Below are 23,527 nucleotides of genomic sequence, written 5' to 3'. Positions count from 1 at the left end.
CCTCTCAGCCGATGTGCTTGCCGGCCGAGCCGAGGTTCTGGCACGCCTCGACGACCCGCTCCGACATACCGGTCTCGGCCGCCTTGCCCCACGCGCGCGGGTCGTACTTCTTCTTGTCGCCGACCTCGCCGTCGATCTTGAGCACGCCGTCGTAGTTGCTCATCATCCAGCCGGCGACCGGACGGGTGAAGGCGTACTGGGTGTCGGTGTCGACGTTCATCTTGACCACGCCGTAGGAGACCGCTTCCTCGATCTCCTTGGGGTCGGAGCCGGAGCCGCCGTGGAAGACCAGGTGGAACGGCTTGTCGTCGGGCGTCTTGAACTCCTTGTGCACCGCGTCCTGGGCGGTCTTGAGCACCTCGGGCCGCAGCTTGACGTTGCCCGGCTTGTAGACGCCGTGCACGTTGCCGAAGGTCAGGGCGGTCATGTAGTAGCCCTTGTCACCGGTGCCGAGCGCCTTCGCGGTGGCAATCGCGTCCTCGGGGGTCGAGTAGAGCTTGTCGTCGATCTTGCCCTCGACGCCGTCCTCCTCGCCGCCGACCACACCGACCTCGATCTCCAGGATGATCTTGGCGGCCTTGCACTTTTCGAGCAATTCCTCTGCAATCTGGAGGTTTTCGTGCAGTTCGACCGCCGAGCCGTCCCACATGTGCGACTGGAAGTAGGGCAGCCCACCCTGCTTCACCCGCTCGGTCGACGCCTCGAGCAGCGGGCGGACGAAGGTGTCCAGCTTGTCCTTCGGGCAGTGGTCGGTGTGCAGCGCGATGTTCACGTCGTATGCCGACGCGACCTCGTGCGCGAAGGCGGACATGGCGAGCGCACCGGTCACCATGTTCTTCACACCCAGGCCGGAGAAGTACTCGGCGCCGCCGGTCGAGACCTGGATGATGCCGTCGCTGCCGGCGTCGGCGAAGCCCTTGATGGCTGCGTTCAGGGTCTGGCTGCTCGAGACGTTGATGGCCGGGTAGGCGAAGCCGCCCTTCTTGGCCTTGTCGAGCATCTCGGCGTAGACCTCGGGGGTCGCAATCGGCATGGTGAACTCCGTTTCGACGTCAGAATTGCCGTTCCGGATCATCCTTCCATGCGGCGGCCGTGCGCGGCGGGGTGGTCGCACCAGCTGGGACGACGGCGGCGAGGTCGGTCGAGGTCAGCCGAGGTCGTCGATCCGGCGCTGCAGCGCGGCGCGCTCGGCGTCGCTGCCGCACATCCCCAGCGCCAGCCGGTATGACGCGAGTGCCTCCTCGTCGCGCCCGGTGCGACGCAGCAGCTCCGCGCGGACCGCCGGCAACCGGTGCGACCGCCCGAGGGAGTCCTCCAGTCCGTCGAGCAGGGCGAACGCGGCCGGGACGTCCCCCGCCTCCGCGACGGCGACCGCCCGGTTGAGCCGCACCACCGGTGACCCGGTGAGGTGGTCCAGCTGCCGGTAGAAGTCGCTGATCACCACCCAGTCGGTGTCCTGCGGCCGGGCGGGGCGCGCGTGCTCGGCGGCGATCAACGCCTGCAGCAGGTAGTCCGCGGCGAGCACGCTCGACAGCCGCGCGGCACCGCCACCGGTGAGCGACTGCAGCAGCGTCATACCCTCGTCGATCTCGGCACGGTGCCAGCGCGTGCGGTCCTGATCCGGCAGCAGCACGATCCGGCCACTGCCGTCGACCCGCGCGTCCCGGCGGGAATGCTGCAGCAGCATCAACGCCTCCAGCGCGATCAGTGACGGATTTCCTTGCGCGGCAGGGTTGTTCGACCGCAAGAGCCGCACCAGCCGGATCGCCTCGCCGGCGAGCTCGGCCCGCACGACATCCGGCCCGCTGCCTGGGGCGTAGCCCGCGGTGAAGGCCAGATAGGCGACCTTCGCGACCGTGTCGAGCCGGTCGGCCAGCACGTCGTCACCAGGTATGGCGAGCGGCACTCCCGCCGCGACGACCTTCTTGCGGGCGCGGGTCAGCCGGGCCGCCATGGTCGCCTCGCTGACCAGAAAGAGCCGCGCGATGTCGGCGGTCTGCACGCCGAGCACCAGCCGCAGGGTGAGGGCGGCGCCCGCCTGCGGCGACAGCGACGGGTGAGCGGCGAGCAGTGCCAGGCGGAGCAGGTCGTCGTCCGGCGTCGTGCGGTGCCGCATCCGGGAGTCCTCCCATCGCGAGCAGGGGTTGCTTGCGGGCGGCGACCGCCTCGGCGCGCAGCCGGTCCAGCACGCGCCGCCGGGCCGCGGTCAGCAGCCAGGCGGCCGGATTGTCCGGTGTGCCGTCCTCCGGCCAGCGCCGGGCGGCGGTCTCGAACGCCTCGGCGAGCGCATCCTCGGCCAGGTCCAGCCGCCGGGTCCGTCGGACGAGCAGGGCCAGCAGCCGGCCCCACTCGTCCCGCCATACCTGCTCGAGCGTGGTCATGCGGACAGGTCGACCTCGATGCAGGGGCGCACCTCGAGGGTGTAGATCTCCGGCAGCAGCTCGCACCAGGCGAGCACCTGGTCCAGATCGGGCGCCTGCACCAGGTAGAACCCGCCGATCTGTTCGGCGGTCTCGGCGAACGGCCCGTCGGTCAGCTCGGCCTTCCCACCGCGCCGTCGCACGGTCGTCGCAGTGTCGGTGCCGGCGAGCGCCTCGCCGCCGAGGATGTCGTCGCCGACGACCCGCCCGAACTCGAGATGGTCGCGGTGCCAGCCCGCGCGCTGCTCGTCGGTGGCGGCCTCCCACTCGCCCTCGCGACCGGCCAGCAGCACGAGGTACTTCGTCATGACGCCCGCTCCTGCTGCGTCACTGTGCGGCGCAGCTCGATGCCGTCGCCCGGCGTCATCGTCGTCCACCACCGGTCGGCGTCGCCGAGGATCACGATCATGTATTCGGTCATCTCTAGTCTCCTTGCATCTCGCGCAGCTCGATCAGGTCACCGGTGCTGGACAGCTGCTCGCAGCAGGCGATCACGCCGTCCCGGTCGTCGCTCTCGATCAGGTAGAACCCGACGATCTGCTCGACGGACTCGGTGAAGGGCCCGTCGGTGACAGTCGTCCCGCCGTGCCCGTCGGGCCGCATCGACAGCGCCTGCGCGGACGGCTGCAATGGGCCGGCGAAAAGGACCTTGTGCCCGCCCTCGGCCAGCTCCTTGTTGAAGCGTGCGTGGGCGCGCTGCCCCTTCTCGTGTTCCTCCGGCGGCAGCTTCGCCCACTCCGCCTCCGGAGCCGGCAGCAACACCAGGAATCGCGTGCTCATCGATGACCTTTCGTCGTGCGTCGGTCGTGCTCTTGGTTTTGGTCTGACAGCACGATGACGCGCGGGACCGGTCGCAATCGACAGGTTCGGCGAAAAACTTCTAACCCTGTCCGTGGACGTGCCGCAGAATCCACATGTGCATGGCGATCGCCGCGGCGGCACCGGCGTTGATCGACCGGGTCGAGCCGAACTGCTCGATGTGGAGTATGGCGGTGCACGCGGCCCGCATCTGCGCGCTCAGCCCGGGACCCTCCTGACCGAAGACCAGCACACACTCGCGCGGCAGGTCGTAGGTCTCGATGGGCAGACTGCCGGGAAGGTTGTCGATGCCGATCAGCGGTAGGTCGCCGGCCCACTCGCGGAGCGAGTCGACGTCCGCGTGATGCAGCTCGTGCTGGTAGCGGTCGGTGACCATCGCTCCCCGACGATTCCACCGGCGTTTGCCGACGATGTGAAAAGCCTTGGCGTTGAAGGCGTTTGCGGTGCGGATCACCGAGCCGATGTTGAAGTCATGGCCCCAGTTCTCGACCGCGATGTGGAAGTCGTGACGGTGCCGGTCGAGGTCGGCGACGATCGCCTCCTGCGTCCAGTAGCGATAGCGGTCCACCACGTTGCGCCGGTCGCCGTCGGCGAGCAGCGCCTCGTCATACCTCGGGTCGGGGCTGCCGTCCTCGGTCGTCGGCCACTCGCCGGGCCACGGGCCGACACCGATCTCGTCCTGCACGGGCAGCCACTGTGCCACGCACGCGCGTCGGATCAGTGACCGGCCGCCAGGCGATCGACGCGCTGCGCGATCCGCCGGTATGCCGCGACGAGTTCCTCGTTGTCGACGACCTCGAAGTCGACCGGCAACCGGAGCAACCACCACGCCATCAGCTCGACGTCGTGGCTGCCGACCCGCAGCTCGCAACTGCGCTCGTCGATCGCCGTCAACTGCCCCCACCCGCCGACGTGTTCGCGCACCTCGGCGGCCGGGCAGTGGAGCCGCAGAGTCGCCTCCTGATCCCACCCGGAGTGCACCGACCGGCGGATGAACTCCTCGGCGTCCGGCGCCTCGCGCGGGGTGAAGCCGAAGGTGGAGGCGCGCACCTGGGTCATCCGGTCCAGGCGAAACGAGCGCCAGTCGTCCCGGTCGAGGTCGAAAGCCATGAGATACCAACGTCTTCCGGTGGCGACCAACCGGTAGGGCTCGATCCTGCGGGAGGTCGCGGCACCGGTGCGCGCGACATACTCGAATCGCGCCTGATGGGACTCCCGGATCGCGCGGGCGAGCACCAGCAGATCGTCGGCATCGACCGTGACGGCCTGGTATTCGACGGTGACCGTGGCCTCCTGCACCGCGGTCACCTGGGCCCGGATGTTTGCCGGCATCACCTGGTCGAGCTTGGTCATGGTCCTGATGGCAGCCTCCCCCACACCGGCGACCGTGCCGCCGGCGGCCAGCCGCAGACAGACCGCGACCGCCACCGCCTCGTCCTGGTCGAGCAGCAGCGGCGGCAGCGCACGCCCGGCGCCGAGCTGGTAGCCACCACCCAGCCCGCGACTGGCCTGCACCGGGTAACCGAGCTCGCGCAGCCGCTCCATGTCGCGGCGTACCGAACGGGTGGTGACGCCGAGCCGGTCGGCGAGTTCGGGGCCGGTCCAGACCGCTTGCGCCTGGAGCAGCCCGAGCAGTTGCAGTAGTCGTGCCGTGGTTTCCGCCATGTCGACCACCCTCCATCGGCTAACGGACAGCAACTGTCCTCATCATGCCGGATCGTCGGTGCTGCACCGGCCGACGCGGCCGGATCCGACGAGAGGACCAAGGAGACGCCTCATGCCCGCACATGCTCCGCAGACCGACCACGAGGGCGAGCTGCTCGCCGGCTACGTCACCCAGCAACTGCTCGGACTGAAGTCCGCGGCCTACGGATTGACTGACGAGCAGTTCCGCGCCACCCCGACCGTGTCCACCCTCAGCGTCGGCGCGCTGGTCAAGCACGGCACACGTTGCGCGGCCGGTTGGCTGGACCGGGCCGCCGCGGCGCCGGCCGCACCGCCCGTCGACCCGTCCCTCGCTTCGCTTTCGCAGCAGGAGCGGTTCGCCGCCTATCAGGCGGAGTATGTCGTCACCCCGGACGAGTCGCCCGAGCAACTGCGCCGCGACCTCGACGCCCTGATCCAGCGCGTTGCGTCGCAGGTGCCGTCATACGACTTGGAGGAGCGGGTGCCGGTGCCGACCGACGCGCCGTGGTGGCCGAAGGACCTGGAGAGCTGGTCGGTCCGGTGGGTGCTGTTGCACCTCGTGGAGGAGCTCGCCCGGCACGCAGGCCATGCCGACATCATCCGCGAAAGCATCGACGGCGCGACCATGTACGAACTGCTCGGCGCCGTCGAGGGCTGGCCGGCCAGCGACTGGTTCCAGCCGTGGCGGCCCGCGGAAGACGCCGCGCGCTGAGGGCGGAGTTTCTCTAAGCGGTTCCTCAGCGGCGCTCCCGTACCCTTGGCGCTGTGATGCACTCCCTCGGCCCGAGCTTCATGGACCCGCAATATCTGCTCGACCAGTTCGGGGGTGCCTTCTTCTTCGTCTCGCTGCTGATCGTCTTCATCGAATGCGGCGTGCTCTTCCCGATCCTGCCCGGCGACTCGCTGCTGTTCGCGATCGGGCTGTTCAGCTCCAGCGCCAAGTACAACTTCCACGTCCCGCTGTGGGTCTCGGTGCCGTCGCTGATGATCGCCGCGTTCGCCGGCAATGTCGTCGGCTACGAGATCGGGCGCGCGGTCGGCAAACCGCTCTACGAGCGCGACGGCCGGATCCTGAAGAAAAAATACTTCGAGCAGACCAGCGCCTTCTTCGACAAGCACGGCAACAAGGCGCTCGTGATCGGCCGGTTCGTGCCGATCGTGCGCACCTTCATCACCCTGGTAGCCGGCGCAAGCCGGATGGACCGCAAGCGATTCTTCACCTGGAGTGCGGTCGGCGCGGTGCTGTGGGTCGCGATCGTGGTCTTCGCCGGTGTGCTGCTCGGCAAGGCGTTCCCCGGCCTCGGCGACAAGATCGACCTGGCGATCATGGTCGTCGTGGTGGTCTCGGTGCTGCCGATGATCTACGAGTACCTCAAGCACCGCCGCGAGGCGAAGGCGATCGCCGACGAAACCGTCGAGGCGGCAAAGGATCTCACCGACCGCTGAAGGACGGTTGCGGCTGCGGTGCCACCGCACGCAGCCGCAACGCGATCATCAGCACGACGCCGGCCGCCACGGCACCCGCCGCGAAATTTGTCGACCCTCGGCATACCGACACACCGACAAACGCGCTCCCTGCGGCGCGTTTGTACGCCGAGGGTCGACTTTTGCATGTGAGCGGGCAGGGCCGAAGAAGGCCTCACGGCGTCGCCGAACGATCTCCGAAATGATCGTTTCACGTCTGGCAAGACCGCCGTCCCACAGACGCTTCGAGCGGTACACCAGATCGGGTCGATCTGATGTACCGCTCGAAGCAGTGGTGGTGCCTTCCGATGTGCGGGTCAGCCGGCGACTGCTGCCCCACCGTCGCCCCCGCGCCGGGCGAAGGCCTGCGCATAGCGGGACCCGGCGAAGAGCAGCAGCAGACCGACCGCGATGAAAGTGACCGCCCGGGTCGCGCCGCTCAGCGTGGCCAGGTCGAAGAGGAACAGCTTGCTCAACGCCGCGCCGGCCAGCAGCAGGCCACCACCGAGCGCAACCTTGGCGTATGGCGGGAAGTGCAGCCCGACCGCCAGCAGCGACATCGCCGTAGCCATCCAGATGACCGTCACGCCGAGGTGCCCGGTGTGGAATCCGTCCGTCTGGCCCACGGCTGTGCCGAAGGAGAGGACCGCGGCAGTCACGCCATACAGGCCGATGAGACTGCCGATCACGGCGCTCGCCATGCCCCGCTGGTCGATGCCGAGGCGTCGTACGACGTTCACCGCCAGCGCCGCCCACACCGCGAGCAACAGGCCACCGATCATCGTCGCGCTGCTCAGCGCCGCCGTCGCAACGTCAGCGACGCTCAGCGCCTCCGGGGTGGCGAAGACGAGGTAGGTCGCGGCGCCGCCTGCGGCGAAAGCCAGGGCCACGCCGGAAGCCATCAGCGAACGGGCCGCACCGGCGACCGCGGTCAGTGCGACCGCAGGGACCAGCAACAGGACCGGGAGCCAGCCGCCGGTGGTCATGGACACCACGGCCTCGACCGTGGCAATGCTGGCAACTCCCGCAACCGCCGCGACCCGCAGCGCGTGCATCGGTCGGAAGACCAGCGCCGTGCCGACGGTGACCGCTGCCGCGGTGAGGCCGACGATCATCGCGACGTCGTGGTCGAGTCGCGGCAGCACCACGAGCAGCGGCAGGTAGGCGACCGAGAAGCCCAGCGCGTTCAGATCGTCGTCGTGGCCGCGAGAGATCACCAAGGAGGCCAGGCCGAGAGCCGCAACGACCAGCGGCGCCATCGCCCGGTCGAAACCGGTCGAGTCGGTCATGACGGCAGCGGCGACGAGAGCGGCGGGCAGGGTCCGGATCAGGCCGAGGTAGATCCAGCGATGCGCCCGCTCCGGCAGGATCCCGGCGGCCTGCAGCAGGACCAGGAACCAGGCAAGCGACGTGGTCAATCCGCCCGTCAGCACCGGTGCCAGTGCCGCCACACCGACAGTGACGAGTATGGCGAGCAGTTGCGACCGCCAGCGCATCGCCAGGGCGACCGCTGCCGCAGCGATCGCGCCGGCGAGCGCGAGGCCGCCAACTCGCGGAATCCACTCGTAGTAACTGGTCACCGCCACCACGCTGATGAACAAACCGGCGGTGCCGGTGGCGGCGAGCGCGGTGCCGCCGATCGAACCGCCGGGGCGGCCGTGCACACGCAGACCACCGGCGACGAGAAGCAGCGAAAGTGCGACGCCTCCGCCGACCCGGACCCACGGGGTGAGCAGGCCGGCACCTGCCGCGACCACCAGCAGCATGACCACGCCGATCAGGGTGACGCTGCCGCCGGTGAGGGCGAGCAGCTTGCTGACGACTCCCTCCCGCTGCCACCACGACGTGCGCTGCGGGGGTGTCGGACCTGCAAACGGGGCGTACGCCGGTCCCGACGAAGGCGCCGGCGGGACCGGCGCAGCAAAGGACGGGGTCTGCTCGGACTGCCTGAACCCCGTCGATGTGTTCGCTGAGTGCTTGCCTGAAATGTTCATGCCCACAAGCCTGTTCGCCGGATGCGGCGTGGGCCTGAGTACGACTACTCAGTCGGCGTAGGGACTTGCCGACAAGTAGTGGAACCGGTCAGTCCAGCCCTTGCTCGATCGCGTAGCGGGTCAGCTCGATGCGATTGCTCAGTTGCAGCTTGCGCAGCGTGGCCTGCACATGGTTCTCGACGGTGCGGTGGCTGAGGTCGAGGCGCCGGGCGATCTGCTTGGCGGACAAACCCTTCGCGACCAACCGCAGCACCTCGGTCTCGCGCGGAGTCAGGCTCGGCAGCTGCGGACCGTCCGGCGCCGGCGGCTGGTTCGACATACGGCGGTATTCGCCCAACACCAGGCCGGCCAGCCCCGGAGTGAAGACCGCTTGCCCCGCGGCAGTGGCGTTGACGGCGTCGATGAGCTCTGCCGCTGAGGCGCTCTTGACCAGGTAGCCGCAGGCGCCGGCCTTGACCGCATCGAGCACGTCGTCGCGCTCGGAGGATGCAGAAAGGACCAGCACGTTCGCCTGCGGGGCGGCTTCGAGCACCGCAGCCGTCGCGTCGGCACCGTTGCCGTCCGGCAGTTGCATGTCCATGAGCACGACGGCCGGCTGGGTCGCCTTGGCGCGCTGGCCCGCTGCCGCGACGCTGTCTGCGGTCGCAACGACCGTGAAACCCGACGCCTCCAGGTCGCGGCTGACCCCGTCGCGCCACATCGGGTGGTCGTCAACCACCATCACGGTCGTGCTCCCCTGGTCACTCATATTCGACATCCTGCCCGGTCACCGGCGGCGCTGTCATCGCCGAACGTGCACTTCCCATTCGGTGCCGAGGTCGGGTGCGGTGTCGAGATGGACTGTGCCACCGATGGATTCGATGCGTCCACGGATCGACTTGCTGACTCCCATCCGGCCTTGCGCTTCGGCCTCGGCCAGCCGGCCGTCCTGGATGCCGACGCCGTCATCCCGGACGGTGAGCACGACCTCGTCACCAAGATCCTCGAGGAGCACGAACGATCGTGCCTCCTCCCCCGCGTGACGGGCGGTGTTGTCCAGAGCAGTCCGCACCATCGCCAGCAGCTCGGTGACGACGGTCTCGGGCAGTTCGACCGCGTTGGCAGGTGCCGAAAACGCAACCTCCGGAGGCAGATCCGCTTGCAACCGGCTACGCAGATCGGTCGCGCGTCCGGCGCCTGGCGCTTGCGACTGTTGGCTGAGGAGCGAGCGCAGCGCGCGCTCCTGCTCACCGGCAAGAGCGGCGAGCTCGGCGGTGTCACCGTCACCACCGGCACCACGGCGCCGCATGAGGGCGAGCACCTGCAGCACGCCGTCGTGCACCTCACGGGCGAGCCGCTCCCGCTCCTGGGTCGCCGCCTGCATCCGCACCGCGAGCTCGAACTGTCGTTGCGCCCGCGACACGATGCTGGCGCCGATGCCCAGGGTGACCCCCACCGTGAGCAGGATCGGGGTGGTGGCGTCGGTGACGAAGTTCTTCAACTGATCCTCGACTGCCAAACTGAAAACCGAAAAACTCACTCCCGCAACACCACCCGCGATGGGCCCCCACAGCAGCGCGATCGACACGACCACGTTGGTCACCCAGAAAGTCGACGGCAGACTCTGATGGTGGTGGTAGTACTCCGGCCGGACCACCCACATCGTCGACGCGATCAGCCCTGCTGTGACGAAGATCTCGGCGATCACCATAGGGCGCTTCGGCGCCAGGTCGAACGCGTAGACCAGACCCGCAAGACCGGACCAGATAATGAGTAATGCGATCAGGGCCCAACTGATCGTCGGATGGCTGTATGCCGGCACTCCCGAGCCCTTGGTCGTCTCAGCGTTGACCGAGACGACCTGGGCACCCACGGCATACACCACCGACGCGAACCGAAATACTTGAGCTCCGCGCCAGAACGGCAGCATCGCGTTCGATTCGCGCTCGGCCGCAATGGGATCCACGGTTTCTGAGGTTAGAGCACCACATCTGACGCTTGGTGAGGCACGATGTGCCACGAACGACGACTTCACGTCCTTGCAGAGGAGGCAGGAGCGCATGGTCAGCGAGGGGGAGACTGGCGAGGGTGGCACACGCCCGGGACGGGTCCTGACGCTTACCGACCCGCGCGCGATGCGGATGCTGGCACACGAGGTGCGCCAGGATCTGCTCGATCACCTGAGCGGTGGCCGCGTGCTCACTGCCACCGAAGCCGCCCGGCTGAGCGGCATCTCCCCGTCCGCCATGAGTTACCACCTCCGGGCGATGGAGCGATGGGGCGTCGTGGAGCGGGTCGACTCCCCGGATGGCCGTGAACGTCCCTGGCGAATGGCCGCTGAGTCCATCACCATCCAGGACTCCGCCTGGGGCGATGGCGCGTCCTCGATCGCCGGGTCGATGCTCGATGGGTTCCTTCGTCGGCTGGCCGCGAGCATCCAGCAGCTGATCGATCGCAACGACCCGGAGGAACACGCGACGATCAGTCAGGTCCGCGGTGCGTGGCTGACCGACGAGGAGGCCGATCAACTCGACCAGGTGGTGTCCGATGCGGTGCGCCGCTTCGATGAGCGCCGCCGCGGCGGGCATCGACCGGAGGGCGCGACCGAGCGCGACATCTATTGGCTGAGCATCCCGCACCCGGCGCAGAACGACGACTCCGCCGTCGACTGACACCCAGACAACATTCAGTGTTTGTTAAGGACTTGGTCTCGACTCGGTAAGACCTCCGATCTGGGGCGCTCTCCTCGGGTGAGCATGTGGCCGGGCCGCAGCATTCGTCGTGGCCCGTTCCAGGGAGAGGGAAACATCTTGAAGAACACTCGCGTCTACGCGTTCACGGCGCTGACCGCCCTGACCGTCTCGCTCAGCGGCGCGATCGCGCCGTCGGCCCACGGGGCGACTGACGACGGTCCCGTGACCAAGAGTTCGGATGCCTTCGCCGGCTCGCGCGCCGCCAAGACTGTCGACACCAAGAAGATCTACGACCGCATCGTGCAGAAGCTGCCGGCCGACTGGCAGTCTCGTCGCGACGCCGCTCGGGCGAAGCTGAAGATCGACGAGTCGCCGGTCGAGCGTGCTCTGCGCAGCAAGTTGGCCAAGGCCGCTGCCGCCGGCAAGGCGTCCGCCAACGTGATCGACCCGACCCAGTACGACTGCGGCCCGACCAAGCTGGATGCCTACGTCGACTCGATCCTCGCCAATGTCGACGCCGGCAACCTGCAACTGCTCAGCATGCTCGGCGCGCTGGATGCCCCGACATACGACGCGATCTTGTTCGGCACCTCCAACGGCGCGGGTTACCAGCTACTTCCGGCATACCAGGATTCGTTGACCTCGACGTTCGGCACCGCGCAGCGCTTCTGGGATGTCCGGCTGAACGACGTGCAGCTGATGGCGATGCACGGTGAGATGGTCGTCGACGAGAACCGCCTCGCCTCCACCGTGCAGTACATGTATGGCGTGGGCGCCGCCGACGCGACAGACATTGCGCGGGACATCATCACCATGGTCAAGTCCGACAACGCGCTCAGGAACGGCAAGAACCCGATCTTCACCCTGAACGCATTCGCCTTCACCGGCAAGGGCGACCCAGACCCGGTGATCCGCAAGCAGAAGGACAAGATGGTCTTCGGCGATGGCATCCTTGCCGCGCTGAAAGCCTTGGGACTCAACCAGGTTGGGCCGAAGGCAGTGCTCGGTCACGAGATGGCGCACCATGTGCAGTACGAGGACGGCCTCTTCGACAACACCGATCTGACGGGTCCGGAAGCGACCCGTCGCACCGAGTTGATGGCGGACTCCTTCAGCACCTACTTCGTCACCCACAAGAAGGGGCTGGCGATGAACCCGAAGCAGGTCCTGCAGACCGAGGAGTCGTTCTACGACGTGGGTGACTGCTCCTTTGACAATGCCGGTCACCACGGCACGCCCAACCAGCGCAAGGCGGCCTCGGCCTGGGGTGCGGCGGTCGTCGCCTACTCCGACAATCCATACCGGGTGCTGCCGAGCATGCGACTCGCGACCAAGTTCGACAAGGTGCTGCCGGAGCTGGTGAAGCCGGACGCCCCGACCTCGATCGAGGCATATCGAGCCGCCGCCAAGTAACTCGGCGGCTCCACGACGAGCGGCGTCCACCGATTCGGCCCGGTGGACGCCGCTGCCTCATGTCGCGAGCCGACAGTGTCGAATTCAGTCAGGTCGCAAGCTTGCGATAACTCTCGACGACGAGTCTTGCGATGCGGTCGTCGGCACCGAGCGGATCGGTCACGGCCACGTCGAGGGCGCGTAACCGGTCGTGGAAGAAGCCTGGACCGATCAGGTAGCTCGCGACCGCCGCATCGGGTGTCCGCGCCACTACCTCATCGACCGAAGGCGTTGCGGCAGAGAGGTATCCGAGGCTCACCGGGCCACCCCACACCTCCTGCAGGTATGACGCAGCGCGCCGCGCGTCACGCGCCCCTTCGGAGCGAGACGATCCGGCAACCGCGAGCACCACTGGCTTGTCGGGCAAGGCGCCGGCACCGATGAGACGGTCGCGCAGCACCTGCGCGAGCACTGGATGCGGCCCGAGTGAGCTCGCCCCGACGGCGCCGGGGTAGGTGCCCACGGCGTCAGCGACGTCAACCTGCATGTGGTAGCCCGCGGACAACAGAAGCGGGATCACAACAGTCGGAACATCTTCGCCGGCAAGCGATTTCACCGTTTCGGACAGCGACGGTTGCTGCACGTCGACGTAGGCGTCGACGACCCGCACCGCCGGAAGGAGCGTCGCCACCTTGTCGCGCAGCTCGGTGACGACCAGACGACCCGCCAGGCTGTCAGTGCCGTGCGCGACCAGGACGAGGGCGCGGTCAGGCGAGTTGGCGAACGTCGAGTCGGTAACCACGTTTCACCACGGTAGTGATCAGATCGTGCCCGCGCGTCGTCTCCCGGAGCCGCGAGACCGCCATCTCGGCGGCGTGCAGGTCGGTCGACCCACCCGGTAGCGAGGCGAGAATGTCGGCGCGGGACACCACCGCACCGCCTGCCTCGGCGAGCACCCGCAGCACCGCGAGGCTGGCCGGCGAAAGGGCGAGCACCTGTCCATCGAGCAACGCGGCACCGCTGAGCAGCCGCAGCTCACCGGCGGCCGTCTGCACGCGCAGCCCACGACGCTCGACCAACTCGGCGACCAGCACCCGCACGAGTGCGCCCATCCGGAAGCGGTCCGGCACCAATGGCTCGATGCCCTTGTCCCGCAACGGTTTTGCGGTCGTGTCACCGACAGCAGCGGCCAGCACACCCGCTGGATCGGCGAACGCGGAGACAACATCGGCCAAGACGCCCTCCCGTTCGGCGGCGTCCAGGAAGGCCGCAGCACCGGGGGCAGCGGTGAAGGTGACAGCGTCGCAATCCTGCCGCGCGACACGGTGCACCGCGTCGACGACCGCCGCCGGGTCGGGGGCGGGTCCCCACCGGTAGACGACCAGCGAGCACACGTCGGCGCCGGCTTCATCGAATGCCTCGTCCAGCCCGTCCGCGCCGGCTCCGTGGTGCTGCACAGCGATGCGTCGTCCCGCTACCCCCTCGGTGAGCAGGAAATCACGAATCTCCGCGCTGGTCTCGGACTCGGCAACCCAGTCGGCGGTCAGTCCGGCCGCCTGCAACGCACCGCGCGCCTTCGGCCCGCGCGCCACCAGCCGGGCGTGGCTCAGCAGGTCCACCAGCGGGGCGGCCAGGCCGGCGGCGTCCGCAGCCTCCATCCAGCCGGTGAAGCCGACGCCGGTGGTGATGATCACCCAGTCAGGTGGGGAGGCGATGAGTTCCCTGGTGCGCGAAAGGAGTTCGGCATCGTCAACGTGCGGGACCACGGACAGCGTTGCCGCGTGGTCGACGGTCGCTCCACGGCGTTCCAGTGCGGCAGCGAGCTCTGCTGACCGCCGTTGTCCGGTGAGCACGATCCGGCAGCCCTGCAGATCAGCCATCGTCGCTCTCGTCGAACACGCGCGTGACGTCGCCGATGACGATGGCCGAGGGATTGCCCACACCGGCATCGGCGACCCGGTCGGCGATGGTGTCCAGGTCGCCGGTCACGACGCGCTGCTCTGGTGTCCAAGCGCGGTGCACGACGGTCACCGGTGTCTGGCCCGGCTTTCCGGCCCGGACGAGTGAAACCGCCAGCTCACGCAGGCGCCCCATCCCCATCAGCACGACGATCGTCTGTTGCCAGGCGGCAAGGGTCGGCACGTCGAGATCGTCGTGACCCGAGATCACCAGCACCCCGTGCGCAACCCCACGATGGGTGACCGGGACGTCGGCAGCCGCCGGAGCGGCGAAGGCCGAGGTCACGCCCGGCACCACCTCGACCGGCACTCCCGCCGCGCGACAGGCGAGCATCTCCTCGCCGCCGCGGCCGAGCAGGAACGGGTCCCCTCCCTTGAGCCGTACGACGTAGTCGCCACGTCGAGCACGCTCGATCAGCAGGTCGTTGATCTCGGCCTGCGGCACCGGGTGGTGGTGCGGGGTCTTGCCGACGTCGATGATCTCCGCGGTCGAGCCGAGTGCGCGAAGCAGTCCGACGGGAGCCAGCCGATCGGTGATGACGACGTCCGCGCGGGCGAGCTCGCGCCGACCGCGGACGGTGATCAGATCGTCCGCACCGGGGCCGCCGCCGACCAGCACCACCTTCCCGCCGGCTTCCATGCGCCGCAAGGAGATCGCCGACTCGGTGACCAGGGTGTCGAGATCACCTTGATCCAGCACCCGGGCCGTTTGCTGCTCCACGAAGACCCGTCGCTGCGCGGCCCATCCGTCGATCGCGGCGCGCTCGGCGACCGTCGCGTCCGGTGCCGCCACCCACCAGGCGTCGTCAAGATCGGCCGGCTCCACCTCGCGGGCAGTCCAGTCGAAGGAGGCCGGCTCGGCATACATGGCCTGAAGTTCTTCGCAGAGGGCCGGCGCGACGACCCGCACGAGGGCGCCCTCGGCCAGCAGCACCGACACCCGCTGCGCGGAGCGGGGGCCGCCGCCGACGACCACGGTGCGACGGCCGGTCAGGTCAAGTGCGACGAATTCGGTCATGAAGCCACCTCGGGTCGGTCCTCGGCCGCACCGGGAACACGCGACCGAACCTCGATCATCCCATCTCGCAGACGCACGTCCCAGATCGCAAGACACTTGCTGTCATCGGCCAGGCACCTGCCGGTGCGCAGATCGAACGCCTGCTTGAACATCGGCGAACTGAGGGTTGGCACCTCGACGCCGTCCACCGTCGCACTGCCGACGATGCCGCGCGCCATCACATGGGCACCGCTGAACGGGTCCAGATGGTCCACCGCGAAGACTTGGTCGTCGGCAAGACGCACCAGGGCGATCTGGTGGTCGTCGAGCAGTGCAGCGACCGCGCGGTCCCGTGGGAGTGCATCGAGCGGGCTGACGGCGTGCCAGGTCATCCGCGGACCTCGATCCGGTCCCCGGCGACCAGCACCGGTCGGCGCTGCCCGCGCTCCTGCTCGTAGCGCAGCGTGGGATCGGGCACGTCTGTCGCGTTCACGAACGAGGTGAACCGCGCAAGCTTCTCGGGATCCTCCAGCACGTCCCGCCATTCGTCACTGTATGACGCAACATGCTGCTCCATGGCAGCGTCCAGATCGGCGGCGATTCCGAGCGCGTCGTCCAGCACTACGTCACGCAGGTGGTCGATGCCGCCGGGCAGCTCCTCCAACCAGGGAGCCGTGCGCTGCAGCCGGTCGGCGGTGCGAATGTAGTAGACGAAGAACCGGTCGATCGCCCGGATCAGCCCCTCGTCGTCGAGATCCTCGGCAAGCAGCTGAGCGTGCCGGGGCGTGAAGCCGCCGTTGCCCCCTACGTAGAGGTTCCAGCCCTTCTCGGTCGCAATGACCCCGGCGTCCTTGCCCCGTGCCTCTGCACACTCACGCGCACAGCCAGAGACCCCGAGCTTGAGTTTGTGCGGCGATCGCAGTCCGCGATAACGCAATTCGAGCCTGATCGCCATCGCCACCGAATCCTGCACGCCGTATCGGCACCAGCTCTGACCGACGCACGACTTCACCGTGCGCAGCGACTTGCCATAGGCGTGACCGCTCTCGAAACCGGCATCGACCAACCGGCGCCAGATCAACGGGAGCTGCTCGACCCGTGCGCCGAACATGTCAATGCGCTGACCTCCGGTGATCTTGGTGTAGAGATCGAAATCCTTTGCGATCCGGCCGATTTCGATCAATCCCTCGGGAGTGACCTCACCGCCAGGAATGCGCGGCACCACCGAATAGGTGCCGTCCTTCTGCAGATTGGCCAGCATGTGGTCATTGGTGTCCTGCAGAGTGCCCTGTTCCCCGTCGAGGATGTGGCCGCCATACAGGCTGGCGAGGACCGAGGCGACCACCGGTTTGCAGATGTCGCAGCCTCGACCGCGCCCGTGCCGCTCCACGATCTCGCTGAACGTGCGGGCACCGGTGACCTGCACGGCGTTGAAGAGCTCGGCGCGGGTCAACTCGAAGTGCTCGCAGAGGCCGCGGCTCACCGCGACACCCGCAGCCTCCAGCGCCGTGTCGGCGAGCTTCTTGACCAGGGGAAGGCAAGAGCCGCAACTGGTTCCGGCCTTCGTGCAGCTTTTCACCTCGGCCAGCGAACAGCATCCGCCGTCAGTCACTGCGCCACGCACCTGGGCGGCGCTCACGTTGTTGCACGAGCAGACCGTCGCCTCGTCGGGCAGGTCATCGCCGAGCGGGAGTCCCCCGGTGTCCGGGACCAGATAGACGCTCGGGTCGGCCGCGAGCTCGGTGCCGACCAGCGGGCGGAGAGCTGCGTATGACGATGCGTCGCCGACGAGAATGCCGCCGAGCAGAGTGCGCGCGTCATCGGAGACGACCAGCTTCTTGTAGACGCCGGCAACCGCATCGGCGTAGACGACTTCGAGGCAGCCCGGCGCGGTGGCGAACGCGTCGCCGAAGGAGGCCACGTCGACACCGAGCAGCTTCAGTTTGGTCGACGAGTCGGCGCCGGGGAAGGTCGCGCTCCCACCGAGCAAGCGGTCGGCGACGACCTCGGCCATCGCGTAGCCGGGTGCGACCAGACCCCACACGCGACCGTCGATGCACGCGACCTCGCCGATTGCGGAGATCGCCGAATCCGTTGTCCCACAACTCAAATCGACCACTACTCCGCCGCGTTCACCGACGGCGAGGCCGGCGCTTCGAGCGAGCTCGTCGCGCGGTCGCACGCCCGTGGCGAAGACAACCACGTCGACGTCCAGGTCGGGCCCGTCGGCAAATCGCATCCCGGTGACCAGGCCGCGTCGGGCCCCCAGCACCTTGGCGGTTGCCGTGCCGGTGCGCACCTGGACGTCGAGCGCCTCGATGAGGGAGCGCAGCTGGGCCCCGCCGCCGTCGTCGACCTGCAGTGGCATGAGGCGCGGGGCAAACTCGACCACCGTGCTCTGCGCACCCAGCTCACGCAGGGCTCCGGCAGCCTCCAGACCGAGCAGTCCGCCGCCGACGACCGCGCCGCGGACCGGCTGCCCGGGGCGTTCGCGACGAAGCGCCTCGACATACCCACGGAGGGCGGCGACGTCGTCGATGGTGCGGTAGACGAAGCAGCCGCGCAGGTCGTTGCCCTCGACCGGTGGCAGTGCGGCGTACGAGCCCGTGGCGAGCACCAGGTGGTCGTAGTCGATCGTCTCACCGGTTGCCAGCCTCACCTGACGACCGTCGCGATCGATGTGAGTTGCTCGGATCCCCTTGCGCAGATTGACCATTGGGTCTTGCCAGAGGGCGTCGTCACCCAGGTGCAGGTCTTCTGGATCGCGCCCGGTGAAGTAGGTGGTGAGCGCTACCCGGTCGTATGGCGGACGCGGCTCATCGGCGATCACGGTCACCCGCCACAGTCCGGACTCGCCCCGGCTACGCAGCGCCTCGACGAAGCGGTGGGCCACCATGCCACCGCCGATCACCACGACGTGCTTTACGAGTTCACTCATCGGGACGCCTCCTGTGCTTGTTCCGGAGAATCTACGAACGGCGTGTTTCCGGTGCCGTTGCCGTCATGTTTCGGCTGTGCAACATCGCGGTCGGGTGGGTTCGCCTGATCCATCCACTCCAGGAGGCCGCACACGACCTCACGGCAGCCGCCGCATCCGGTGGTGGCGCGGGTGCGGGCAGCGATCGCCGCCAGATCACGAGCACCGGCGAGGTGGGCATCGATGATCATCTTCTTGTCGACGCCGTTGCACCGGCACACAGTTGCTGCCGACGGCATCGTGGTCGGGTTGTCGCTGATCGGCACAGCTGCCGTGGTGGCAGCCGGCACGAGCAGCAGTGCCGGGTCGACGGGTATCACCGTGGCGCGCTCGTAGCTGAGCGTCAGCTCTGCCGCGACCTTCGGCGCACCGACACACACCGCGGCCACCACTCGACCACCGTCCACGGTGACCTGGACGGACCGGCCGCCTTGAGGGTCGTGCAGGCTGACCGTGCGGGCACCGGGCATCGGGAGGGACGTCTCACCGACCGTCAGGACGTCCAACCCCACTGCCTTCAGCTTCACGATCATCGGATCTGCTTGCCGGGCAGGAGGATCCGGCTGGCCGAGCAAGGATCGGGCAAGTCGGTCGGCCTGCTCCCAACCCGGCGCGAGCAGACCGGGACAGCCGTCGGCTGTCTCGGCGCAGTCACCGATCGCGGCCATCGATGGATCGGCTGGGCTGCAAAGGTCGTCACCGACCACGATGCCGTCACGCACCGGCAGCCCTGCCTCCGCGGCGAGCGCGGTGCGAGGTTGCACACCGGCGCTGGCGACGACCAGATCGGTCCGGTGCTCGGTGCCGTCGGACAACAGGACTGAGCTGAGCCGGTCCTGCTCGTGATGCGCGGTCGTGTCCTCGATGCCGGTGTGCACGTGAATCCCCAGCTGTGACAGCTGATCTCGCACGACGGTCGCCGCATCGGCGGGGAGTTGCCGGTCCATGAGGTGCTCGCCGCGGTGCACGAGTGCCACCTCGAGACCGCGGGTGCGCAAAGCACAGGCCAACTCAATGCCGAGCAGGCCACCGCCGACGACCGTGACGTGCCGCAGGTGCGCGGTCGCGGCGAGCAGCTCGCGACAGTCGTCGAGGTCGCGCAACGCGCGCACTCCTTGTGGCTGCGAGGTGTTCACCGGAATGCGTGGTTCAGCGCCGGTCGCGAAGACGACGCGGTCGTAGGGGTGGACGCTGCCGTCGTCGGCATACACCAGCCGCGCGGTCCGATCGATGCGAACTGCGGTGACACCGCGGCATACCCGGAGTGTGATGCCGTCGTGGATCGTCGGATCGGGCAGGGTCAGCCCGCCGAGGTCGGTCCGTCCGGCGAGCACTTCGCCGAGCAGGAGCCGGTTGTAGGGACGGTGCGGTTCCGCGCCGAGGACGGTGATGCCGAGTTGCGTGTGTTCGGTTGCGTCCCGGCCTATTTGGTCCAGCAGCCGAGCGGCGACCATGCCGTGTCCAATCACCACGATGCGCTGCGTGCACGTGCTCATGCGGGAACGACCTGGACGGCGCAGACCTTGAACTCCGGCATGCCGGAGATCGGGTCGGTGGCGGGATTGGTGAGCAGATTGACGCTCTGCTCACCGGGGAAGTGGAACGGCACGAAGACGCAATCCGGTCGGATGTCGGTCGAGAGCCGGGCGGGTGCGGTCACTGTGCCACGGGATGAGGTGACGCGCAGATCGGCGCCCTCCTCGACACCGAGCCGTTCGGCCAGCACGGGATGCACCTGCACGAATGCCCTCGGTTCGCCGCGCATGAGCTCCGGCACCAGCCGGGTCTGCGCGCCCGATTGGTAGTGCTGCAGCAGACGCCCGGTGATGAGATGGACCGGTGCGTCCGGCCGCAGGTCGTCGTCGACCGGTCGGGGCGTGACCGCGACCATGCGAGCACGCCCGTTGGGCGTCGCGAAGCGGTCGAGGAACAGGCGCGGGGTGCCAGGATGGTCGAGGTCCGGGCACGGCCAGAACACCGGCTCGCCGCCGTCCAATCGGCCGTGGGCGACGCCGCCGTAGTCGGCCACTCCCCCGCTGCTGGCGCGGGCGAGCTCGTCCATCACCCGGTCCGGATCGGTCTCGAAATGGGCTGGCGATCCGAGCAGTTGGGCTAGGTCGTGCCAGATCTGCAACTCGTCACGAACCTCAGGGGGTGACGCTGCAGCACGTCGTCGGCGCAGCACCCGACCTTCCAACGAGGTCATCGTGCCCTCTTCCTCGGCCCATTGCGGCACCGGTAGCACCACATCGGCCAGTTGCGCCGTCTCTGACAACACGAAGTCGGCGACCACCAGCAGGTCCAGTGCGGCGAGACGCTCCCGCACGTGGCCGGCGTCCGGGCCGCTGACGGCGGGGTTTGCGCCGTGCACGAACAGCACGCTCGGGCCACCGGGCAGGCCGAGGGCATCGAGCAGTTCGACGGCCGGAAGCCCCGCTCCTGGCAGGGCCTCCTCCTCCACGCCCCACACCGCCGCGACGTGTGCTCGCGCCGCCGGGTCGTCGATCTTGCGATATCCCGGCAGCTGGTCGGCCTTCTGACCGTGCTCTCGGCCACCCTGACCGTTGCCCTGTCCGGTCACGCACCCGTAGCCGGATCCGACTCGTCCGACGAGTCCGAGCGCGAGCGCCAGGTTGATAGCCGCGGTGACCGTGTCGGTGCCATGAGCGTGCTGCTCCGCGCCGCGACCGGTGAGCAGGTAGGCGCCGGCACCTCCGTTGCCGGGCGCCGCCGCGGCGAAAAGTCTTGCAGCCGCTCGTAGTTCGTCAGTCGGTATGCCGGTGACCCGCTCGACCCGTTCGGGCCACCAGAGAGCACAACTCGCCTTCACCTCCGCCCAACCGTCGACACGACCGGCCAGATAGCCCTCGTCCGTGTCGCCCGCCGCGACCAGTAGGTGCAGCAGGCCGAGCAGCACGACGATGTCCGCGCCCGGCAGCGGCTGCAGATGTATGCCGCCGCCGTCCTCGGTCAGCGCAGCCGTTGCCGATCGCCGCGGATCGACGACGATGAGTCCGCCGCGCCGGCGCACGCCCGCCAGATGCTGCACGGATGGCGGCATCGTCTCGGCGAGGTTGCTGCCGACCAGCAGCACGCTGGCCGCGCCACCGAGATCGGCGAGTGGGAACGGCAGACCCCGGTCCAACCCGAAGGCCCGACCGCCGGCGGCCGCGGCGGACGACATGCAGAACCGGCCGTTGTAGTCGATCCGAGAAGTGCCGAGCGCGGCGCGGGCGAATTTGCCTATGGTGTAGGACTTTTCGTTGGTGAGCCCACCTCCGCCGAAGACCGCGACCGCATCCTTTCCGGCAGCCTGCTGCGCAGCGCGGACTCCGGCCACGATGCGCTCGTAGGCCTGCTCCCAGCTCGCCTGGGTCAACGCGCCGTGAGCGTCCCGCACCAACGGCGTGGTGAGCCGGTCGGGGCTAGTCAACACCGTGGCAGATGTCCAGCCCTTCTGGCAGAGGCCACCACGATTGGTCGGGAAGTCGCGAGGAGCTACCTCGACCCCGCCGCCAGTCGTTGGCGTGAGCGTCATCGCGCATTGCAATGCGCAGTAGGGGCAATGGGTTTCGACAGGCATCAGATGCGTGCACCCCTGAGGTAGGCGCGCTTGCCGCCGTAGACGGCCCAGGTGACCAGCGCCATCACGGCATACAGCACGACGAGGAGCCACAGCGCCGGGATGATCGTGCCGGTGGGGTGCGCCGCGTCGATGCTGTGCGACTTCGCGATTGAGAACGCCTGCGGGATCACGAAGCCGCCGAAGGCACCGATCGCTCCGACGATCCCGATGGCACCCGCCGCGACCTTCCGAGCCGTATGGCGGGCAGCCACGCTCGAATCGGTTGCGGTTGCTGCGAATACGGCCGGGATCATCCGGTAGATGGACCCGTTGCCGATGCCGGTGAAGACGAACATCCACAGGAAGGTCACCATGAACCAACCGAAGCTCTTCGCCTGCAACGCTTCGATCACGCCCAGCGCACCGACGCCCATCGCCAGGAACGACACGACCGTGACCAGCCAGCCGCTCAGCCGATCGGCAACGACACCGCCGAGCGGTCGGGACAGCGACCCCACGAACGCGCCGAGGAAGGCGAGGGTGACTCCGGCGCCGAGGATCACGTAGCTGCCCCTGCCCGGGAATGCGTCGTTCATGATCTTCGGGAACGCGCCGGCGAAGCCGATGAACGAGCCGAACGTGCCGAAGTAGATGAAGGACAACACCCAGGTGTGTGTGGCGCGCACTGCCGCGGCATACGTGCCTGGCTCGGAGCGTGCCTCACTGAGGTTGTCCATCCGGCGCCACGCCCAGACCGCCGCGATCAGCACGAGGGGGACGAAGAGCCACCCGGCGACCGGCAGGTTGGGGCGGCCGGTCGAGTAGGCCGCGCCCAGGGTGATCACGACCGGCACTGCGAACTGCACCGCCGCCGTGCCGATGTTGCCGCCGGCTGCGTTGATGCCCAACGCTTTTCCCTTCTCCGCGTCGCGGTAGAAGAAGGAGATGTTGGTCATCGACGAGGCGAAATTGCCACCGCCGAAACCGGCGAGCGCCGCCATCGTCAGAAGGATGGGGAAGCCTGCGTGCATCCCGATCGCGAGCGCGAGACCGATCGTCGGCATCAGCAGGAGCAACGCAGAGACGATCGTCCAGTTGCGGCCGCCGAAGCGGGGAACAGCGAGCGAGTAAGGAATCCGCAACGCTGCCCCGACCAAGGTCGGGATCGACAGCAGCCAGAACTGCTGGCTGTCGGTGAGCGCCGATGCGCCGGTGTAGCCGTACCTGGGCAGCTGGGGCACGACGATGCTCCACAGCGCGAAGACGCCGAAGCCGAGGAACTCGGCGTAGACCGAGGCGGTCAGATTGCGGCGGGCCGTGCGGCGACCGGCCGTCTCCCACTGGCCGCGGTGCTCCGGGTCCCAGCCGCTGATCCAGCGGCCCGGGCCGTGCACCAGACCGTGGTCGGTGGGCGGTGCCAGCGTGCGCGTTTGCGCCGTCGCAGCCATGTGGTCCTCCGTGAGGCAGGCGCCCGCCGGGTGACGGGCTCTTGCCGGACGAAGGTAGGAACGACGTGTTTCGGCGGGTGTCGCGCCCGTGTTACCTGGACGTCACCGCTGCCTCACGGCTGTGCCGCGCGGCGT

21 protein-coding genes and 1 pseudogene are annotated in these 23,527 nt (G+C 68.4%); 4 read left to right on the top strand and 18 right to left on the bottom strand.

Annotation, left to right across the window (positions count from 1 at the left end):
- Window positions 1–4: 4 nt before the first annotated feature.
- The 7 genes and pseudogenes from fbaA to N2M23_RS11150 form a co-directional block, all read right to left on the bottom strand.
- A complete protein-coding gene (fbaA, locus tag N2M23_RS11180; protein WP_265445558.1) occupies window positions 5–1,033 on the bottom strand; it encodes a class II fructose-bisphosphate aldolase in 1,029 nt (342 codons plus the stop codon).
- Between the two features lie 114 nt (window positions 1,034–1,147).
- Window positions 1,148–2,116 carry an RNA polymerase sigma factor gene (locus N2M23_RS11175; RefSeq protein ID WP_265445556.1) on the bottom strand — a complete coding sequence of 323 codons (969 nt, stop codon included), beginning with the start codon at window positions 2,114–2,116 and terminating at the stop codon, window positions 1,148–1,150.
- A gap of 109 nt (window positions 2,117–2,225) precedes the next feature.
- Window positions 2,226–2,381: pseudogene (locus tag N2M23_RS11170) on the bottom strand (RNA polymerase subunit sigma-24); the annotation flags it as partial.
- Window positions 2,378–2,728 carry a YciI family protein gene (locus N2M23_RS11165; RefSeq protein ID WP_265445554.1) on the bottom strand — a complete coding sequence of 117 codons (351 nt, stop codon included), beginning with the start codon at window positions 2,726–2,728 and terminating at the stop codon, window positions 2,378–2,380. The pseudogene N2M23_RS11170 and the gene N2M23_RS11165, both read right to left, overlap by 4 nt.
- Before the next feature lie 115 nt (window positions 2,729–2,843).
- Window positions 2,844–3,200 carry a YciI family protein gene (locus N2M23_RS11160; protein WP_265445553.1) on the bottom strand — a complete coding sequence of 119 codons (357 nt, stop codon included), beginning with the start codon at window positions 3,198–3,200 and terminating at the stop codon, window positions 2,844–2,846.
- A gap of 100 nt (window positions 3,201–3,300) precedes the next feature.
- Window positions 3,301–3,924, bottom strand: coding sequence for a TrmH family RNA methyltransferase (locus N2M23_RS11155; protein WP_265445551.1), 624 nt, complete (start codon window positions 3,922–3,924; stop codon window positions 3,301–3,303).
- A gap of 32 nt (window positions 3,925–3,956) precedes the next feature.
- Window positions 3,957–4,904 carry a helix-turn-helix transcriptional regulator gene (locus N2M23_RS11150; protein WP_265445550.1) on the bottom strand — a complete coding sequence of 316 codons (948 nt, stop codon included), beginning with the start codon at window positions 4,902–4,904 and terminating at the stop codon, window positions 3,957–3,959.
- A 112-nt stretch (window positions 4,905–5,016) separates the two neighbouring features.
- Here N2M23_RS11150 and N2M23_RS11145 point away from each other — a divergent pair, with 112 nt between their 5' ends.
- Both N2M23_RS11145 and N2M23_RS11140 read left to right on the top strand, forming a co-directional pair.
- The gene (locus N2M23_RS11145; RefSeq protein WP_265445549.1) at window positions 5,017–5,637 is read left to right on the top strand and encodes a mycothiol transferase; all 621 of its coding nucleotides are present in this window, start codon (window positions 5,017–5,019) and stop codon (window positions 5,635–5,637) included.
- 56 nt (window positions 5,638–5,693) lie between these two features.
- The gene (locus N2M23_RS11140) at window positions 5,694–6,371 is read left to right on the top strand and encodes a DedA family protein (RefSeq protein ID WP_265446163.1); all 678 of its coding nucleotides are present in this window, start codon (window positions 5,694–5,696) and stop codon (window positions 6,369–6,371) included.
- 335 nt (window positions 6,372–6,706) lie between these two features.
- Here the strand turns inward: N2M23_RS11140 and N2M23_RS11135 are convergent, their stop codons facing one another.
- The 3 genes from N2M23_RS11135 to macS all read right to left on the bottom strand — a co-directional run bounded on the left by N2M23_RS11135 (window position 6,707) and on the right by macS (window position 10,328).
- Window positions 6,707–8,383, bottom strand: a complete 1,677-nt coding sequence (locus tag N2M23_RS11135) for a DUF2339 domain-containing protein (protein WP_265445547.1) — start codon at window positions 8,381–8,383, stop codon at window positions 6,707–6,709.
- A gap of 88 nt (window positions 8,384–8,471) precedes the next feature.
- The gene (locus N2M23_RS11130) at window positions 8,472–9,131 is read right to left on the bottom strand and encodes a response regulator (RefSeq protein ID WP_265445545.1); all 660 of its coding nucleotides are present in this window, start codon (window positions 9,129–9,131) and stop codon (window positions 8,472–8,474) included.
- A gap of 33 nt (window positions 9,132–9,164) precedes the next feature.
- On the bottom strand, window positions 9,165–10,328 hold the full coding sequence (macS, locus tag N2M23_RS20985) for a MacS family sensor histidine kinase (protein WP_265445544.1): 1,164 nt from the start codon (window positions 10,326–10,328) through the stop codon (window positions 9,165–9,167).
- Window positions 10,329–10,422: 94 nt separating this feature from the next.
- Here macS and N2M23_RS11120 point away from each other — a divergent pair, with 94 nt between their 5' ends.
- Together N2M23_RS11120 and N2M23_RS11115 are read left to right on the top strand one after the other, a co-directional pair.
- Window positions 10,423–11,034, top strand: coding sequence for an ArsR/SmtB family transcription factor (locus N2M23_RS11120; RefSeq protein ID WP_265445543.1), 612 nt, complete (start codon window positions 10,423–10,425; stop codon window positions 11,032–11,034).
- Window positions 11,035–11,172: 138 nt separating this feature from the next.
- Window positions 11,173–12,468 carry a hypothetical protein gene (locus N2M23_RS11115; protein WP_265445541.1) on the top strand — a complete coding sequence of 432 codons (1,296 nt, stop codon included), beginning with the start codon at window positions 11,173–11,175 and terminating at the stop codon, window positions 12,466–12,468.
- 88 nt (window positions 12,469–12,556) lie between these two features.
- Here N2M23_RS11115 and N2M23_RS11110 read toward each other — a convergent pair whose 3' ends face one another.
- Genes N2M23_RS11110 through N2M23_RS11075 form a run of 8 tightly spaced genes read right to left on the bottom strand, consistent with a single transcriptional unit; the run spans window position 12,557 to window position 23,392 of the window.
- Window positions 12,557–13,249, bottom strand: a complete 693-nt coding sequence (locus tag N2M23_RS11110; protein ID WP_265445539.1) for a sirohydrochlorin chelatase — start codon at window positions 13,247–13,249, stop codon at window positions 12,557–12,559.
- On the bottom strand, window positions 13,215–14,327 hold the full coding sequence (locus N2M23_RS11105; RefSeq protein ID WP_265445537.1) for a uroporphyrinogen-III synthase: 1,113 nt from the start codon (window positions 14,325–14,327) through the stop codon (window positions 13,215–13,217). The genes N2M23_RS11110 and N2M23_RS11105 overlap by 35 nt, the downstream gene beginning before the upstream one ends.
- A complete protein-coding gene (gene cobA, locus N2M23_RS11100) occupies window positions 14,320–15,423 on the bottom strand; it encodes a uroporphyrinogen-III C-methyltransferase (protein ID WP_265445535.1) in 1,104 nt (367 codons plus the stop codon). The genes N2M23_RS11105 and cobA overlap by 8 nt, the downstream gene beginning before the upstream one ends.
- Complete coding sequence (gene nirD, locus N2M23_RS11095; RefSeq protein WP_265445533.1) at window positions 15,420–15,794, bottom strand: nitrite reductase small subunit NirD; 375 nt, start codon at window positions 15,792–15,794, stop codon at window positions 15,420–15,422. Before nirD ends, cobA begins: the two co-directional genes overlap by 4 nt.
- On the bottom strand, window positions 15,791–18,340 hold the full coding sequence (gene nirB / locus N2M23_RS11090) for a nitrite reductase large subunit NirB (RefSeq protein ID WP_265445532.1): 2,550 nt from the start codon (window positions 18,338–18,340) through the stop codon (window positions 15,791–15,793). The genes nirD and nirB overlap by 4 nt, the downstream gene beginning before the upstream one ends.
- Window positions 18,337–19,875, bottom strand: coding sequence for an FAD-dependent oxidoreductase (locus tag N2M23_RS11085; RefSeq protein WP_265445530.1), 1,539 nt, complete (start codon window positions 19,873–19,875; stop codon window positions 18,337–18,339). The genes nirB and N2M23_RS11085 overlap by 4 nt, the downstream gene beginning before the upstream one ends.
- Window positions 19,872–21,962, bottom strand: a complete 2,091-nt coding sequence (locus tag N2M23_RS11080) for a molybdopterin oxidoreductase family protein (protein ID WP_265445528.1) — start codon at window positions 21,960–21,962, stop codon at window positions 19,872–19,874. Before N2M23_RS11080 ends, N2M23_RS11085 begins: the two co-directional genes overlap by 4 nt.
- Window positions 21,962–23,392 (bottom strand): MFS transporter, encoded by a 1,431-nt coding sequence (locus N2M23_RS11075; protein WP_265445526.1) that lies wholly within the window; start codon window positions 23,390–23,392, stop codon window positions 21,962–21,964. Before N2M23_RS11075 ends, N2M23_RS11080 begins: the two co-directional genes overlap by 1 nt.
- Window positions 23,393–23,527: the final 135 nt, after the last annotated feature.

The sequence above is a fragment of the Flexivirga meconopsidis genome (genome assembly GCF_026162425.1).
In the GTDB taxonomy this organism is placed as follows: domain Bacteria; phylum Actinomycetota; class Actinomycetes; order Actinomycetales; family Dermatophilaceae; genus Flexivirga; species Flexivirga meconopsidis.
This window is presented reverse-complemented; position numbering and strand designations above follow the sequence as displayed.